Source organism: Ktedonobacter sp. SOSP1-52 (genome assembly GCF_016587395.1).
This window is the reverse complement of the sequence record NZ_BNJH01000003.1, coordinates 862,925-879,428: the sequence shown is the minus strand read 5'-3', so window position 1 is coordinate 879,428 and position 16,504 is coordinate 862,925. Positions and strand designations below refer to the sequence as shown.

Sequence of the window (16,504 nt, the reverse complement as noted above, 5' to 3'; positions counted from 1 at the left end):
TATAGATATAATCCATTGGTGTACCTATAACATACAGAAGCCGTTCTCAACTTTCCACATATTATTCTCCTCAAGGATCTCTATTCATATTATATTTATCAGGTGAAACATATATCTACAAGATAATACAAGCAAGCTGTTATAAATCGAGAGAAAAAGAAGAGAGCCAGGGCAGCTGCCCTGGCTCTCTTCTTTTTCTCTCGCCTCAGATAGCCCAACACATGCGCGCTCTTTAGTTTCCTGGTGCGAAGATGCAAACGCCACCAGCCAGACCACTGGAGATACTGCACGAAAAGTCAAACGTGGTGGTCTGAGTACGATTAGACCCCACTAAAGCAACAGTAATACCATCTGTAAGAGCCCGAGGAGGCCGCCACGATTATTATTCTCACCAAGATTCACATTGGTTGTGGGGTGGTACGAGAAATTGTGGCAGAAGTAGGAGTTATTTTTGATACCAACAGCGCTAGAGTCGGACTTAGTGACACCACCGCCTTTGCCGACGCCACCGGCACCAGTACCGTTTATCAGCTCCAGTTCGCTCTCGCTCAGCTCGACCGCACCCACGGGACTTTCTACCTGCTGCTCCAGGCTCTCACGATACTCCTCGTCTTTCCACGCACGCGTTATATCAAATTGCATAACTTTATGCTCCTCTCTCTTTCAACCTGAACGTTACGGTGCCCGTCGGCGAGTGCAGAGATTGCCTCATCGAAGCCCATCCCACTTTCACCCCTTCCAACTCAATAATAAAAGGTTGTAGTCATTCTCATAACGCTCAACCATTTATATTCTTCACAAAGCACCTAACACCATCATACTTGAAAAGCGAAATCAAATATAATTATAAATAAAATATAAATATGAATTATAGCAGGTAGAGAGTAGAGATAGGAGCAGCACCAGGGTCACGTGGTTTTCCAGAAGTAATCATAGGTTTCATATTTTTATGGTAGCTTTTCAAACAATAAGAGAGCCAAGGCAGACACCTTGGCTCTCCTGTTACTTCTCGCCATCTGTAATGGCTCAATTATAGTGTTCTTTATTTTCCGCCAAAGATACAAGCACCACCAGCCAGGCCAGCGGAGATACTGCACGAAAAGTCAAAGCGGTTGTTCCGAGCATTAACATTTTTCGTTAAATCAACAGAAATGAGACCACCTCCCTTGCTACTTGTAAGATCTCCTAGGAGGCCACCATGCCTGTTGTCCTCACCGAGATTCAGATTGGTTCTGGGGCGAATCGAGAAGTTGCCACAGTAGTAGGAGTTCCCGACAACGCCAAAGGCACCGAAGCCGTACTTTTCATTAATCTTACTGACGCCACCATAGCCACCAACTTCGCCACCGGTCCCAGTAACCTGCTCCAGTTCAGCCTCGTTCAGCTCAGCCTCGCCCGCAGGGCTCTCCAGCTGCGCCTGCTGCTCCTGGCTCAGGCTCTCGCGATACTCCTCGTCTTTCCATGCACGTGTCATATCATACTGCATAAGTGTATTGTTCCTTTCTCTTTTTCAACCTGAATGTTGCGGTATCCCTTCAGTGAATGCAGAGATTGCCCCTTGAAGAACAACACCCCACTTCACTGCTATCAGCAATTGTGAAAAACAATGCATTTTTTATGCTTCTTTGCCTTTCACTCTGCCAGCGGGTTACCTACCTTTATTATATTTATCATGCAAAACGATATTTACTATAGATTAAAATACACCATCGCTTTCCATCCATCTTCAATCGCGAAGCTGCTTAAATCGTCAGTACTTCATTTATTCGAATCCTGCTCTGGCAAGCTCTTTCCCCCTCTTATTTCATCAATATATACATCGCCTCCCCTGACTTTCTTGCTGCCATACAAACACTCTTTTTCATACGCAAGAGGGTCAGGGCAAATGCCCTGACCCTCTTGCTGCTTCTTATACTTAATTACACTCTTAGTAGGCCTAGTTGCCTCCAAAGATACAGGTACCAGCGATGCCACCAGATACACTGCACGAAAAGTCAAAGCGGTTGTTCCGAGCATTAACATTTTTCGTTAAAGCAACAGAAATGAGACCACCTCCCTGGCTACTTGTAAGATCCCCTAGGAGGCCACCATGCCTGTTGTTCTCGCCGAGATTCAGATTGGTTCTGGGGCGAATCGAGAAGTTGCCACAGTAGTAGGAGTTCCCGACAATGCCGCCGGCAAAGCCATAGCCTTTGGAATCATATTTGCCACCGCCACCGAAACCACCACCAAAGCCACCGTCACCGGTGCCATTGACCAGTTCGAGTTCGGCCTCGTCCAGCTCGACCTCGCCCGCGGGGCTCTCCAGCTGCGCCTGCTGCTCCTGGCTCAGGCTCTCGCGATACTCCTCGTCTTTCCATGCACGTGTCATATCATACTGCATAAGTGTATTGTTCCTTTCTTGGTTTCAACCTAATTATTACGGCACCCGTCAGCTAAAGCAAGACTCGCCCTCTTGAGGAACACCATCCCACTTCACCTCTTCCAGCTTCTATGAAAGACGTGGAGGCTTTCTGCGCCTTTCTTTGCCTTTCACTCTACTAGCGGGTTACCTATCTTTATTATATTTATCGTGTAAAACGATATTTACTATAGATTAAAATATGCCATCGCTTTCCGTCTACCTTCAATCGCGAAGTTGCTTAAATCGTCAGCACTGCATTTATTCGAATCCCGCTCTAGCAAGCTCTTTTCCCCCTCTTATTTCATCAATATATACACCGCCTCCCCTGGCTTTCTTGCTGCCATACAAACACTCTTTTTCATGTGCAAGAGGGTCAGGGCAAATGCCCTGACCCTCTTGCTACTTCTTATATCTAATTGCACGCTTAGTAGGCCTAGTTTCCTCCAAAGAGACAAGTGCCAGCGATGCCACCAGAAATGCTACATCCAAAGTCAAAGCGGTTGGCCCGAACATCAACCTTACTCGTTAAAGCAAGAGAAATATCACCACCTCCCTTGCTACTTGTAATATCCCCGGGGCGCCTGTTATTGCCGAGATTCAGATTAGTTTGCGGCCGGTAGGAGTAGTTACCACAGAAGTAGGAGTTCCCTTTAACGCCAAAGGCACTAAAGGCAGACTCCTCTTTGTAGGATTCCTTGCCGATACCGCCGCCGATGCCACCACCGTAGCCACCAGTGCCATTGATCTGCTCCAGCTCGGCCTCGTCCAGCTCGATCTCGCCCGCAGGGCTCTCCAGCTGCGCCTGCTGCTCCTGGCTCAGGCTCTCGCGATACTCCTCGTCTTTCCATGCACGTGTCATGTCAAATTGCATAAGTGTATTGTTCCCTTCTTGGTTTCAACCTAATTATTACGGCACCCGTCAGCTAAAACAAGGCTCGTCCTCTTGAGGAACACCATCCCACTTCACCTCTTCCAGCTTCTATGAAAGACGTGGAGGCTTTCTGCGCCTTTCTTTGCCTTTCACTCTACTAACGGGTTACCTATCTTTATTATATTTATCATGCAAAACGATATTTACTATAGATTAAAATACTCTCCTTCTTCATATTTAGCCTATGCATATCTTAGAATACTCTACACTTGGCGCTGTAATCCTTTGTTGTTTGCCATAGCGTGCTGCCTGGGCCAACTGGCTGGCCCTTTCCCTCGCCTCTTTCCATGCTCACCTTCATGTGCCAGAGGGCCAGAGCGTAGGCTCTGGCCCTCTGGTCGTTTCTTCTGTGCGATTGCACCAACTGGTGTGCTCTGGTTTCCCCCGAAGAGGCAGGTACCAGCAATGTCCCCAGTTGGTAAGTATATATTAATAGCATAATAAAAACCCCTTCCATATTTCTTTAAGGAAGGGGCCTGACCTAAACATAGAATTAGCCTTTTATCGTGAGTGCCGTCATTGGTCGTGTATCCTCGCGTTCGATCTGGTAGAGAATCAGGCTGGCGTAGAAGCCGCCACGTTGTACAAGCTGGTCATGTGTCCCCTGCTCAACGATGGTACCGTTATCTAAGACCAAGATCAAATCAGCGGTACAAATGGTGCTCAAACGATGAGCAATGATGATCTGCGTACATGAGAGGGAATGCATGTTACTGGCGACACGCTGCTCTGTCGCAATATCGAGCGCACTGGTGGCTTCATCGAAGAGCAGAATAGAGGGCCTATGAGCGATAGCACGCGCAATAGACAAACGCTGACGCTGTCCTCCCGATAACGAGCTACCACCTTCGCCAACATGCGTTTCGTACCCCATAGGCATTTTCACGATGTCATCATGCAGAGCCGCTAAACGTGCGGCCCTGGTCACCTCATCCATCGTCAGGTTCGGATTATTCAGGCGAATATTGTGCGCAATTGTCCCACTAAAGAGGGCTGATTCCTGAAGCACCACGCCAAACTGGCGGCGCACCTCTTGATAGTTCAGATATTGTAGGGGCATGCCGTCGTAGATGATCATCCCCTCAGTTGGCAGATTTAGCCCGAGGATCAACTTGCCCAGGGTACTTTTTCCGCTTCCTGTACGTCCAACGATGGCAACTTTCTGCCCGGGTCTGATACTCAGTTTGATATTACGCAAAACTTCAGGTGCGCCTTCTGCATAACGAAAACTCACATTCTCTAAGTGAATTTGCCCCGTCAGCCTGGGAGGCATACCAACCACCTGTTTGTTTTGCTCAGGAGGGGTGGCAATGATATCTGAGAGGCGCTCAAAATTCGCCTGAATACTCTGCAGCTGCTGCGCGCTGCCCACGAGTGAGATCAGAGGAGCCAGGAAAGCCCCCACAAGTGTGTTAAGAGCGAGCATCGTGCCCAGAGACATTGAGCCATTAAGCACCTGCATGGTTCCAACCCAGAGCAGGGCCAGTGATGAGAGCGATTGTAAGATGGTCTTGGCTGTTCCGATGATTGCCGAAAAGTAGCTACTGCGTGTTGAGATGTTTAATTGGGTAAAGAATAGGTTGGTCAGGCGATCCAATGCTCTATCTTCTGCACCAGCGGACTTAAGAGTCGCGATACCATTGACGGCTTCAGTCAAGTAGCCCTGTGAACGCCCCTGGGCCGTGAGCATCTGCCTGGACATATTACGCATCACAGGATAGGTCCCGATTACAAAGGCAATTTCAATGCCACCGATAAGCAGGGCCAAACCGAGAAACACGGGTGATTGCCAGAGGAGGATAAAGAGATACGTAATTACCATTCCCCCATCTAACACAGTAGAAATGAGTTGACTACTGAGCATATCACGAATAACGCTGTTAGCGCCTAATCGGCTCAGAAGGTCACCTGTTGAACGCTGTTGAAAGAAGCTATAAGGCAACGTCATTAAATGCTCAAAGAGCCCAAGCATCATATGCGTATCTAGACGCGCTCTTAAGTATACAAGCAACCATTCACGTAAGAGCGAGATCAAGATCTGGGCCAAAACGAGCAGAATCATGCCGACCGCGAGGATCTCCATCAGGCTTGCTAATTTAAAAGGGATGATTTGATCCATAATAATCTTGGTAAGAACTGGCTGGATCAGCCCCATTGCCTGTAGGAAGAGCGAGGCCAGAAGTATCTGAAGTAGGAAGCCCGGAATCTGCTTAATGAACACTGTCAGGTATTGAACCAGCGTTAAGGGAGGAGCCTGACCCTGGCGATCAAAGCTGGCCTTAGGCTCAAGCATGATCACGACCCCGGTAAACCCCTGATCGAACTCCTCCATACTCAGACGCTGGCGTCCCCGAGCAGGATCAACGACATCGACATGCTTCTTTGTCCAACGCTCCACAATCAGAAAATGATTGAACTCCCAATGTACGATAGCAGGCAAGCTCACCGCATGCAAATCGCTCTTCTGCAAGGAAACAGCACGTACTCTCAAGTCATAGTGACGCGCAGTCTTGACGATTGTCAGAGCCGAGAGGCCATCACGCCCAACACCCATGCGGGAACGCAGCTCCGTCAGTGTTGTCTTACGCCCATAGTAGCTAAGAATCATTGCCAGGCAGGTTAAACCACATTCAACTTCACTTACCTGCAATATCGGAGAAATGCGAGGCTTGAACAAGCGAGGGAAAGTGAGGCCTGCAGAGCGTTTCTTTACAGGCTTTTCCTTTCCTTTATCACTTGGTCCCTTTGGCAATTTCATCGTTTCGTCTTTTGCTTGGAGCTCTTTGACCATATTCTTAACCCGACTTTCCAGCTAACCACCCTAATCCAGGAAAGAATGATAGCATCCGCTGTGATCCTGTCTGCACATTGGCAATGACAATTGCTCCGGCATATCTTTCAGTTGGTAGTGCTTGTGCTTGAACCAGTATGGAAATTGAGGGTTGCCTGACCAGTAGAGGGCAGCCAGCCATCAGCTCAAATTGTTGACATAGCGTAGCGGGGCTCTGTGCCTTCAGATCCACTTGCGCGATTGTACCTGTTATTTGCTGACCACTTGTCCCCACACTCAGCGACACCGTTTGCCCCACACGCGGTTGCAGCGCCGGTGACCAGGGCACAAAAACCACAACGTTGCTTTGATCCGACTGTATTTGCTTAAGAACAATGCCCGCCCCAGCATTATATAAAGGTACCTCCTGGTACCAGGACACGATACACGTTACTACCACTATACCCAATAAGAGCCACATCACAAGCGCCAGCGGAGCATTGATAAAACGCGGTACTGTATCTTTCTCCTGGCCTTGCAAGTAGTGTTCAAGCGCGTTTCTACGAAAGACAGGATGGTTAGGATTCAACATAGGCATCTAATTTTCTATGCTACCATTACAAAATTAAAGCTACTAAATGCATTATAATGACTTTTCCAAATAACCATGTATAATCACCTACAAGACACGTCCCTATATTTTTGCTTTACCAGGCCCATCAACTCACACCGATACTCACAGAACTCACGCAGCCCCAGGCTGCCTGTCTAGGCAGTCTGGGGCTGCGTGAAACGGTTGTCTGCTTGTTTTAGAATAAACCTCCCAGCAACCCACCAGCAAGGCCACCGAGTCCACCACTCCCATTTGCGCCGCCAGTTAGACCTGCTAATCCTCCCAGGCCATCTGCGCCGCCCGGCATTCCTCCACTCAGGCCATCTGCGCCACCCGGTATTCCTCCACCCAGGCCATCTGCGCCACCCGGCATTCCTCCATCCAGGCCGTCTGGCATTCCTCCACCCAGGCCATCCATACCAGCACCACCGTTGATCATAGTCAACAGCTCATCATTTAGCTCTATTCCATTGTGATACTCATGAGACATCATGCGTATGTTCCTTTCTATGTTTCAACCTGAAATGCTCGTAGTAACCTTCTTTAAAGAAAGAAGAGGCGAAACCGTAGCATTGCTTACCCGTTTCGACCATCCTCATCATATACGGGGGATATATAGCTGGACATCGTAATTATCCACGCTCCCTTTCCACCCGGGCTACCTCTTCACATTATATTTATTAGACAAAGTGGCTGGGTTTTTATTTACAGTTCAATAAAGTATTCGCTTTAATTTATATATGCGAGCAGGCTTTTCTATTTATCCCAAAATGCATATCCCGACTTTATCGCCTCCTCTTGCAGAGACACCTAAATTCCATATAATAATCTATTACGCCAACACATAATGGGAGAGTTAGACGCTATACAATGTCTACTCTCCCATTGAAGCATCGCTACAACTTGTTTTTACTTAGAAACACCCAAATCCGCCGAAGCCGCCATAGCCGCCTCCAAAGCCGCCATAGCCGCCTCCATAGCCGCCGAAGCCTTTACCAAAGCCGCCGAAGCCTTTGAAAAACTTTTTAGAGAAGCCTCCTCCAAAACCTTTGCCAAAGCCACCATAGCCGCCTCCGAAGCCGCCAAGGCCACCATAGCCGCCTCCGAAGCCGCCTCCGAAGCCGCCAAGGCCACCAAAGCTGCCAAGGCCTCCGAAGCCGCCGCTACCATCGACCATCTCCAGGTCGCTGTCATTCAATTCGACCATCTCATCAGCAATCACGTCTTGGACCTTATTGTTTTTTGAGCCAAAAATGTTCCACTTCATAGCCGTTAAAGCCTTTCCTCTGTGTATACTAAAAATTTTTATCACAGCAATTCGAAATACATCTAGTAGAGTTTACAAACAACAGTAACCGCCTTACACTGTCTTTTTTGCTGGAAGTTAATCAGGCTTGCAAACTTTACTAATTTTCCGCACTTCAACTGCCTTCACTATTCATATTATTTATAGGTAGCAAAATGATATGCATAAACATTAATAATGCCTATTCGCCTCTTTAACGTTATATCCTCTCCTTACTTCAATAACAAAAACCCTCCTTTGACAACCCAGGTATTTCTGTTCTCACTTCTAGCCTGGTTCGGAGGGTTCTTTTTCTCATCTCTTGTGGTGAATACGTTTTATTCAGAACGACAGTCAGCTTTTTCTAGCAGCCGCAGCCCCCTCTGTGGCCTTTGCCGCCTCTCCCGCCTATGAAACCTTTATGCCCACCATGGCCAAAGCCGCCTCCAAAGCCACCTCCAAAGCCGCCATAACCGTTGCCATAGCCGTTACCATAACCGTTGCCATAGCCATTACCATAACCGTTGCCATAGCCATTACCATAACCGCCATAGCCGTTACCATAACCGTTGCCATAGCCGTTACCATAACCGCCATAGCCGTTACCATAACCGCCATAGCCGTTACCATAACCGCCATAGCCGTTACCATAGCCGCCGCTAGAATCACCACCCATACCAGAAATTTGCTGAAGTTCGGCTTCACTTAGCTCAAAATTACTGTTGGCATCTGTGAGTCTCATTGTCTCCGGCTCTGAAGACCAATACTGCGCACCATCACACTTCATATTAGTGTTCCTTTCTTAAAAGAAAAAGGTTCCGTTGTGACGCCTGGCGCTGGCTCCTTAGCAGACCTCATTAGCTACTGTCTTTGCTCCAGACTTGCTGGAACCACGAGAATATATCGGCACTTTTTCGAGTCAATCTACCTAACTAATAACCTTTACCAGTCGTCACTATTCAGAGTATCCCCAATCAACAGAAAAGCCTTTAAAATTGCCTATTCAAGTAAATATAAAAAGCCCCCTAAAAAACGGATTGACACTCACATAATCACACGTAGCTATGAAGCGAATGCTCTGGGGGCAAAAAAGTTTTATTAATAGCTTATAGATACTTTTAAATTTATAGTAATCATATAAAAACACTTTTTTTAGTATTGTATTTTACATTTTATATTTCTGGTCATATTTAAAGTTATTAAATACATTGTATTTACAGATTACTTCCACATAGATAAAATTATCGCATAAGAATCAGCCTAAGTGAGATTACACAATTCACGCCTGAATTGTTCGCTTTGATAAATTAGAGGAAAGGACATTATGACTCAAACCAAGTTTATATATATTAGTAGAAGAAGCACACATGCCGCTTACGCTGCGGCTTCAGCTATTCAATAAAGTGAAAACGTTGATCACTTCAAGGTAATGATTAATATGAGTGAGATAGGCCCACATCACCAATATTTCCCCGGGCGCTTGCTTCACTAGACCTAGAGGAGATAGAACATGCAGTGTGTACTAGCCGTCGATGGTGGCAATACAAAAACAATCGCGCTGGTTGCCTCTCTGGATGGCATAATCCTGGGAGCCGGACGTAGTGGCAGCAGTAATATCTACAATGCTATGTCTGGACAAATGAAAACCTCAGTTGAGGCGGCGATAGATCATATCGATGACGCCGTAATGGCTGCACTTGAAATGGCACATATTAGTCCCTCAAACTTAGTAAGTGGCGTCTTTAACATGGCTGGTGCCAACTGGCCCGAGGACTTCACAGTGCTACAAGCCGCCATGCGTGAACGCAGCTATGGCCGATATCTCCATGTACAAAATGATGCTCTAGGTGTGCTGCATACAGGCATAAACAATAATATTGGCGTCTCCGTTGTATGCGGAACAGGGACTGCTATTGGTTCCAGGGGCCCAGATGGCCGGACCTGGCATAGCGGTTATTGGCAATTAGACGCTAATGGAGGCTATGAACTCAGCAATAACGCTCTCTGCGCCGTGCTTCGCGCTGAACTAGGTCTTGAACAACCGTCTAGCCTGACTGAGCGCATTTTGGAGTTTTTCGCAATGGATAGTGCAGATGAAATCCTGCACAATTTAACCTCGCGGGACACCTTCTATACACAAAAGCCCTATCACGCTAGTCTAACTCCCATACTGCTCAATGAAGCCGAAGCTGGCGACGCTGTATCTGTACGCTTGGTACGCGAATTTGGGCATACCCTAGGTGACTATGCAAACGTGGCCGCACGCAAGGTAGGGATTGAAGGTCAACCATACTCCTTGGTCATAGCTGGCGGAGTACTACGTCATCCAACAACCCATCTCTCCGATGCCATTATTGAGCGGGTGCGCCAAATCTCTCCTGATATCCAACCAGTCCGCTCATGCTTTGAACCAGTAATAAGTGTCCTATTTGCGGCCCTGGAGGCCGCTGACGTTATCCTTGATAAAGCCATCATAGAACGCCTGACCGCGTCAATTCCAGATAGTACACTCTTTGAGACTGTAGGTAGTACCCGTTAATACCTTATGCGCTCTTACATTTGTCTCCTTTTAATTGGCAGGTGTAAGAGCACTCTGCCATTTAACTACAAAACCTCCTAGCGAAAGCCAACCATTACGGGTAAATGCTTCACCCCTTGCATGAAACCCTGGGGGTCAAGCGGCTCTAGCGTGCTTCCTGGGTGTCTTTGAATCGAGGAGAAACGCTGGAGCATGATCTCTAGTACTATTCGCGTCTCCAGGCGCGCCAGCGGAGCACCCAGGCAATAGTGGATGCCATGTCCGAAGGAGAGATGAGGGTTTGGCGTTCTGGTGAACTCAAAACGCTCTGGATGCGAGAAAACAGCTTCATCATGATTGGCGGAGGCGATGTAGGCACTGATCCATTGTCCTGCATGAATAGACTGTCCACCTAAATGCGTATCCTTTTTGGCGACGCGGAACATGAAGCGCAAGGGCGAGCGATAGCGCAGAACTTCTTCGATGGCTCCTGGCAATAGCATCGGGTCTCGTGCCAATGCATCGAGGAGATGAGGAAACTCATCAAAGCAGAGAAAGACATTACCCAACAGGTGCGTGGTTGTAATATTGCCTGCCACTAGCAAGAGGATACAAAAGCCTAACAGCTCAAGCGTAGAGAGGTGCTCTCCTCCCACCTGGGCCGCGAGTAGGCTGGAGATCAGGTCCTCCCGTGGCTCACGGCGGCGTTCATCAAGCATATGCGAGAAGTATGCGCTCATCTCACCCATAAAATCGCTGCCATCAAAAGGAGTCACGCCAGCCAGGAGGTCAGACCAGTGGCGAAAGCGCGCCCGGTCGGCGGCAGGCACACCCAGGATTTCAGCAATAATAGTTACCGTGAGCGGGTAGGCCAGGTCGTCAATAATATCCATCTCGCCGCGACCGGCGTGCTTCTCCAGCAGATCATTGACCAGTTGCTCAATGCGAGCGGTCGCCTGGGTCACGGTACGCGGCGTAAAAGCCTGCGTGACCAGCGAGCGGAGATGGCGATGGCGCGGCGGATCTAGCGCCACCAGGCTCGCATCAATTGGAGTTGGATTATGCCCCTCAGACTCGACCTCGGAGGAAAAGGTCTCATAATCGGAGAGTACCCGCTTGACGTCAGCATAGCGAAACACCATCCACTGCTGATGCTGCTCGCTGTATGTGACAGGCGCATGCTCTCGCATATGCCGATACCAGGCAAAGGATGAAAAATAGGCATCATTTTGCATCAAAGGCTTCCCTGTTACAAAATCTGGGCGAGCATGGACAGAAGTTCTCGCGGCAACACCAGTTCATATTCGTCTCCCAGGCGCGCCATGACCTCTAAAAGTGTTGAGGGCGACATACGCCAGGCCAGGACATAGACATTGAGGAAGAGTGGACGCTGGCGGCGAATCTTCGCGGTTGTAGTAATCAATTGTACCGTCTGCTCAACACTCATCGCCAGGCCCAGGCTCTGATACCAGGGAACCTTGTTCGCCAGGTGCCAGCAGACCCAGAATGTGCCAGCACCACTTAACATACCACGTAGACCATCAGGAGTAAGCAGACTGGTGAAGGTGCGTTGTAGACGTTTACTGAGAAAACCCATGCCAGTGATGCTAAATGGGAGCAGGCCCAGGCCATGGAAAAAGTCGGTATCTAGAACCTCTAATGTCGAGAGTCCCATAGCTTGCATCATCTCACCCGTATCAGCCAGAAACTCTTGCATATGCTGTGCAGGCCAGCGTGATGGGAATATGTACCCAGCGCCACTGGGCGCCGCTATCAACTCATCATTCGCCGTCGCGCTCTCCAGGTAGTACTTCGCCAGGTACGGCGCGAAGTAGGGCAGCGCGGGTGAGATGGTCCATCCCAGTGGCAACGAACCACGCGCGTTATCACGCCAGAGCTGGAGCAAACGGTGCTGGCAATACTGAATGTTGTCACCATCGCTCATAGTAAACGAGACATACGTTTTCTTCTCGGGAACTTTTACGACCTGAGGAGTTGCTGGAGCGACTGGCAGAGGCATATCGGCCATAGGCAGCGACAACCAGACCTCCAGGTTCTGATAGTAGTCCGAAGCGTAGACAGGCAGGGCATGCTGCGAGGCCAATTGCACACCGCTCCCCTCGTCAGGGAACCAGCCCAGGTGTAGCGCCCCCGCAGGGTAGTTAGCCAGGATCTCTTTGAACAATGCCCGCTCGGAGAGCCAATCCACCTGGGGCTCTGGCACATATTTGCGTGCATCCAGCCAGTAGACAAAGGCACGTGCGGCCACAAGCAACGAACGCAAAGGCGTATGGCCCTCAGGAGTCAGGCCGGCGAGCAGAAGCTTGTTGGTATCGCTCAAGAAATGCTGCTGTGCCCAGCGATACATCTGCAGGCGCGAGCGCCACTGGTAGTTGCGCAAGTCATCAATAATTGGCAGGTGATACTGTTGTTGTAGCAGCACCGCCAGTTCAGGATCAGCCACAAAGCCATCGCGCAAACCCGCAATCGTTGTTGCCAGATTGAGTGTATCCTGTTGAGCGGGATCATAGATGACAATGCCCTTGATACGTGTGCGATACTCCTGGATCAGCGCACCTAATACGTCGCCACCACTTGCGTTCATACTGTGGCGTGGCAGAGAGTCAGGAATCTGTTCGAGCCAGAAGCGGTCGTCATGATTGTAGATCAGGTAGATTTCAGGTTGTGAGCGATTTATCAGGCCAGTCAGCGTTGATACTGCCTGTCGCACTTCGAGCGAAGCAGAGGAGATATCATAGATTGCGAGACTTTGAGGTGCCTGAAACAAAGAACGCAACTGCATCAAACTCTCATTGAGGCGCACCGTATATTTTTGCACGCTAGCTTCTCCTGGCTACTTCAACTATAGACTCCAGCAAACGAAGAGGCTCAAAACACGACTATCGTTATTTTTAAAGTATACCAAAATACGGTTAAAATCAAATCCTGCCGATCATTTCTTGATTCTCTCACCTGATGATGTTATTCTACTTGCAGAGCAGATAGCCTTGCGGCTAGGATCTAGAGATAGGAACCTTTCACGACGTTGATCGTTGCTCAGTGCTGAGTTGCAGCGAAAGGATGCCATGTCATGCTTACCAAGATGGTTGCTCCCGAACTCTTTCGTCCGCCCGTTGAATTTCCCAACGTCCCCTATGATCACTTGCTAAGAAAAACCGCAGAACAATACCCGGAACGAACAGCGATTATCTACCATGACCTCTACTTCACCTACCGCGAAGTGGTCTCTATGGTCAATAGCGTTGCCAATGGAATGCATGAGTTAGGCTTACGCAAAGGTGAACGCATTTGTCTCTTCACTACCAACCGCCCCGAATACACAGTTACATTTATCGCTGCCGCGACACTGGGCCTGGTCGCAAGTCCTATGAATCCCGCGTATAAAGAGCGCGAAGTTGCGTATCAACTAGAGAACTCAGAGGCCTCCGCCATCCTGGTGCAACGCGAGCTTGTACCCATCTTGCAGCTTGCACTCAATAACACCAAACTTCCGCACCTTAAGCACATCTTTGTCACGGGAAGCCAGGCCCCTGAAAGCCTGCCCGAGTCCATTCCACTCAGCCAACTCATTAGGAATTACGCGCCAACCTATCAGAAGCATACCGATATCACTAGCGATGACCTGCTGGCCCTCCCCTATTCCTCAGGTACCACGGGCCTGCCCAAGGGAACCATGCTCACCCATCGCAATATGACGACAAATAATCTCCAATTCACGACGGCCCTCCAGACCACGCCCAATGATGTCGCGCTCATCTTCTTACCCTTCTACCATATTTATGGTGTGATGCTTATGGGAGGCTTCCTTGCCTGTGGCGCGACGCAGGTGCTAATGGAACGCTTCGACCTGATTCAGTCGCTGGAGCTCTGTGAGAGGCACAACGTCACCTACTACTTCGCGGTACCACCTATCGTGCTGGCACTGGCGAACGCGCCCATCGACCTGGGCAAGATGAAGAGCGTCAAGTATATCTTCTCAGGGGCGGCCCCGCTACCCATGGACCCCACACGCCGCCTGAAAGAGAAGACCGGAATCAATATTGTCCAGGGCTATGGCCTCACCGAGACCTCTCCCCTGACGCACTCCCAGCCCAAGGATCCAGCCCTGGTGCGTACAGAAAGCGTTGGACTGCCTGTCCATAATACAGATATCAGGATCATGGACATTGAGACGGGCGAGCGAGAGCTACCCCTGGGCGAGACAGGCGAAATCGTCATTCGCGGCCCCCAGGTCATGAAGGGTTACTGGAAGGCGCCAGAGGAGACTGCACGGGTGCTACGCGATGGCTGGCTATATACAGGCGATATAGGCTACCTGGATGCTGAGGGCTATACCTACATTGTGGATCGCAAGAAGGAGATGATTAAGTACAAAGGCTTTGGCGTCGCGCCCGCGGAACTGGAATCCCTGCTAATGGAGCATCCCGCGGTCATGGACTCTGCGGTCATTGGCATACCAGACGATGAGGCAGGCGAACTAATCAAGGGTTTTGTCGTCTTACGCCCGGGACATAGCGCCACACCTGATGAGATCATGACCTTTGCCAACGGCAAGCTGGCTGGCTACAAGCGTTTCCACTTCATCGAGCAGATTGATGCCTTGCCGAAAACCGCGTCAGGCAAAATTCTGCGCCGCGAACTGAAAGAGCGCGAAAAGGCGCTCAAGCTCACACAAGAATAATTGGTTTAGGAGTGTGTGCATGGGCAACCTACGGCTGCCCATGCACACACTCCCAACCAAGAAGTGAAGTTACTACTAGCGGGGATTAGAGGCCCATCAAGAACAGGCCGCGAGCCATGATCTCACCCGCCAGGGTGAGCACCACCACCAGGTAGAGCATACCCGTCGCCGACTGGAACGAGCGATCACGGACGAGCTTCCAGGAGAGGCCACCCAGAACAAGAGGAAGCACAAAGCTCACCAGGATACGCAGCCAGTTAATCGCACCTGTATCCAGAGGAGTAATGACCGGCTGGCCAGCAGGCTTCACCTGACTAGAGGAGGCCTGAGTTGGCGCAGGCGTGGGTGTCGAGGCAACCACGGCAGGCTGGTTGGAAGAGGCCTGATTCGCGTGCGACGTGGTTGGACCGGATAGAGGCAAGAAGATAATCTGCGCGATAATAGCCAGTAAGACAACGCTGGTAGAGAACAGCAGTGGTCGCTCTGAGAGCGCGGGCGTGACCAGGTACCAGTGACCCAGCCACATGGCAGTCATCACACCACCCAGGGCAAAGGCTGCTGCGTAGAAACCCGCGACGGTAAAGGCACCACCTGCGATGCTCCCGGCCAGCGGACGGAAGATCATCCCCAGTACCAGGAGTGTCACCAGGCCCGCAATGACCGTAGCTACACCGCTTAAGAGGCGTAATCCACGCAGTATCGAACGGCGCGGAGCGGGTTTCCCCTCTTTCTGGGCCTCGTCTTCAGCCTTCTCATGCTCTACTTTCCCATCCACACCGGCTTTCTTATCCAGTAAGAGGAAGAGCGTGTAAGGGATCAGCAACACAAAGAAGAGGAGCAACGGCAGAGTCTGCCAGCCTGTCCAGCTATGATCCAGGGAGCGATAAGTATTGAGCAATTCACCGGTGGCGAAGTTTTGCTGAAACAAATACGTCAGTCCAGCAAGGGCGAGATAGATAAAAGCGTAGGAGACCAGAAAACCACGTTTGACCTCGTTGCGCCAATCGAGAAAGACCAGCACACTCACGGAGCCAATCGTCAATTCGATCATGATTATGTATAGGACGAGTGGGAGTGTTTGCAGCATAGAATCGTGTTATCCTTTAAGCTCTAACAGGACATGGGGGAGACATACACCCTTTCCATATCAACATCTTGACAGATTATACCGTTCTTCATAGATTGTGGCAAACTCACAATCCCTACTCCAACCAAATTACATCTCTCTGCTACCAGACCTCACTGAGCCCTATATATTTCTCCCTACACAATTTGTCCTAT

At 49.7% G+C, this 16,504-nt stretch carries 14 protein-coding genes; 2 read left to right on the top strand and 12 right to left on the bottom strand.

The window, feature by feature from the left end; genetic code table 11:
• Positions 1-330: 330 nt before the first annotated feature.
• The 9 genes from JMJ16_RS29335 to JMJ16_RS29295 all read right to left on the bottom strand — a co-directional run bounded on the left by JMJ16_RS29335 (position 331) and on the right by JMJ16_RS29295 (position 8,679).
• On the bottom strand, positions 331-642 hold the full coding sequence (locus tag JMJ16_RS29335; protein WP_236601735.1) for a mersacidin/lichenicidin family type 2 lantibiotic: 312 nt from the start codon (positions 640-642) through the stop codon (positions 331-333).
• A 400-nt stretch (positions 643-1,042) separates the two neighbouring features.
• Positions 1,043-1,486, bottom strand: coding sequence for a mersacidin/lichenicidin family type 2 lantibiotic (locus tag JMJ16_RS29330; protein ID WP_201387373.1), 444 nt, complete (start codon positions 1,484-1,486; stop codon positions 1,043-1,045).
• A gap of 450 nt (positions 1,487-1,936) precedes the next feature.
• Positions 1,937-2,383: a mersacidin/lichenicidin family type 2 lantibiotic gene (locus tag JMJ16_RS29325; RefSeq protein ID WP_201387371.1), complete on the bottom strand. Its 447-nt coding sequence runs from the start codon at positions 2,381-2,383 to the stop codon at positions 1,937-1,939.
• A gap of 454 nt (positions 2,384-2,837) precedes the next feature.
• The gene (locus JMJ16_RS29320; protein WP_201387369.1) at positions 2,838-3,275 is read right to left on the bottom strand and encodes a mersacidin/lichenicidin family type 2 lantibiotic; all 438 of its coding nucleotides are present in this window, start codon (positions 3,273-3,275) and stop codon (positions 2,838-2,840) included.
• A 553-nt stretch (positions 3,276-3,828) separates the two neighbouring features.
• Complete coding sequence (locus JMJ16_RS29315) at positions 3,829-6,093, bottom strand: peptidase domain-containing ABC transporter (protein ID WP_255553250.1); 2,265 nt, start codon at positions 6,091-6,093, stop codon at positions 3,829-3,831.
• Between the two features lie 37 nt (positions 6,094-6,130).
• Positions 6,131-6,703 (bottom strand): hypothetical protein, encoded by a 573-nt coding sequence (locus JMJ16_RS29310; protein WP_201387366.1) that lies wholly within the window; start codon positions 6,701-6,703, stop codon positions 6,131-6,133.
• A gap of 211 nt (positions 6,704-6,914) precedes the next feature.
• The gene (locus JMJ16_RS29305; protein WP_201387365.1) at positions 6,915-7,211 is read right to left on the bottom strand and encodes a hypothetical protein; all 297 of its coding nucleotides are present in this window, start codon (positions 7,209-7,211) and stop codon (positions 6,915-6,917) included.
• 420 nt (positions 7,212-7,631) lie between these two features.
• Positions 7,632-7,985, bottom strand: a complete 354-nt coding sequence (locus JMJ16_RS29300; protein ID WP_201387364.1) for a hypothetical protein — start codon at positions 7,983-7,985, stop codon at positions 7,632-7,634.
• A 382-nt stretch (positions 7,986-8,367) separates the two neighbouring features.
• Positions 8,368-8,679, bottom strand: a complete 312-nt coding sequence (locus JMJ16_RS29295; protein ID WP_201387363.1) for a hypothetical protein — start codon at positions 8,677-8,679, stop codon at positions 8,368-8,370.
• An 834-nt stretch (positions 8,680-9,513) separates the two neighbouring features.
• On the opposite strand from JMJ16_RS29295, the gene JMJ16_RS29290 reads away from it, so the two are divergent.
• Positions 9,514-10,542 (top strand): N-acetylglucosamine kinase, encoded by a 1,029-nt coding sequence (locus JMJ16_RS29290; RefSeq protein WP_201387362.1) that lies wholly within the window; start codon positions 9,514-9,516, stop codon positions 10,540-10,542.
• 77 nt (positions 10,543-10,619) lie between these two features.
• On the opposite strand, the gene JMJ16_RS29285 is transcribed toward JMJ16_RS29290, so the two are convergent.
• Positions 10,620-11,756: a cytochrome P450 gene (locus JMJ16_RS29285; RefSeq protein WP_201387361.1), complete on the bottom strand. Its 1,137-nt coding sequence runs from the start codon at positions 11,754-11,756 to the stop codon at positions 10,620-10,622.
• A gap of 14 nt (positions 11,757-11,770) precedes the next feature.
• Positions 11,771-13,360 (bottom strand): GxGYxYP domain-containing protein, encoded by a 1,590-nt coding sequence (locus JMJ16_RS29280; protein WP_201387360.1) that lies wholly within the window; start codon positions 13,358-13,360, stop codon positions 11,771-11,773.
• Between the two features lie 252 nt (positions 13,361-13,612).
• Here JMJ16_RS29280 and JMJ16_RS29275 point away from each other — a divergent pair, with 252 nt between their 5' ends.
• The gene (locus JMJ16_RS29275) at positions 13,613-15,223 is read left to right on the top strand and encodes a class I adenylate-forming enzyme family protein (protein WP_201387359.1); all 1,611 of its coding nucleotides are present in this window, start codon (positions 13,613-13,615) and stop codon (positions 15,221-15,223) included.
• 85 nt (positions 15,224-15,308) lie between these two features.
• On the opposite strand, the gene JMJ16_RS29270 is transcribed toward JMJ16_RS29275, so the two are convergent.
• The gene (locus JMJ16_RS29270) at positions 15,309-16,310 is read right to left on the bottom strand and encodes a hypothetical protein (RefSeq protein ID WP_201387357.1); all 1,002 of its coding nucleotides are present in this window, start codon (positions 16,308-16,310) and stop codon (positions 15,309-15,311) included.
• Positions 16,311-16,504 lie beyond the last annotated feature (194 nt).